Source organism: Actinocatenispora rupis, from assembly GCF_016861975.1.
Classification (GTDB): Bacteria; Actinomycetota; Actinomycetes; order Mycobacteriales; family Micromonosporaceae; genus Actinocatenispora; species Actinocatenispora rupis.
In genome coordinates this window covers 1-878 of the sequence record NZ_BOMB01000037.1, presented here as the reverse complement: position 1 = coordinate 878, position 878 = coordinate 1, and the positions used below count along the sequence as shown (strand labels likewise).

Annotated in this window: 1 protein-coding gene; it reads left to right on the top strand. The window is 66.7% G+C overall.

Annotated elements, in window-relative coordinates; all coding sequences use genetic code 11:
- Positions 1 to 878, top strand: an 878-nt coding sequence (locus tag Aru02nite_RS29325; protein WP_203663126.1) for a hypothetical protein, incomplete at both ends; no start/stop codon positions are given.

Below are 878 nucleotides of genomic sequence, written 5' to 3'. Positions count from 1 at the left end.
TGTCTTGTACGACAGCCACGGTGCTGAGGTCAAGCAGTGGCAGGGCAGCGACGAGTCGTCGGCGCTGGCGTACCACAGGCTCGGGAACGGGGGCTACACGTTGACCAACCCGAAGGGGTTGGTGACGGAGTATTCCGCTGACGGTGATCTGGTTCGGCAGACGACGGTGGACGGTCACGTCACGACGTTTCAGTACCGGGGGGACGACTACGTCGGGACGACCGGCGACGAGCACGTGCTGTACGACGGGTCCGGGCATGAGGTCAAGCAGTGGCAGGGGAACGACGAGTCGTCGGCGCAGTCGTACCACGAGTTGGGGAACGGCGACTACACGCTGACGGATCCGAAGGGCACGGTCACCGAGTACGCGGACGGCGGGCGTCTGGTGCAGCAGACCACGGTGGGCGGTCAGCACACGACGTTCGCGTACCGGGGCGACGACTACGTGGCGACGACCGGCGACGAGCATGTGCTGTACGACGGTCAGGGGCACGAGGTCAAGCAGTGGGAGGGTGGCGACGAGTCGTCGGCGCAGCTCTACCACCCGTTGGAGAGCGGCGGTTACACGCTGACGGACCAGAAGGGGACGGTCACCGAGTACACGGGTGACGGGCGTCTGGTGCGGCAGACGACGGCGGGCGGGCAGGAGACGACGTTCGCGTACCGGGGCGACCATTACGTCGCGACGACCGGTGACGAGCACGTGCTGTATGACGCCGACGGCAACGAAATCAAGCAGTGGCAGGGGAACGACGAGTCCGCGGCGCAGACCTACCACGCGCTGGGCGGCGGGCACTACACGCTGACGGATGCGAAGGGGACGGTCACCGAGTACACGCGTGACGGGGATCTGGTGCAGCAGACCACGTCGGGCGGTC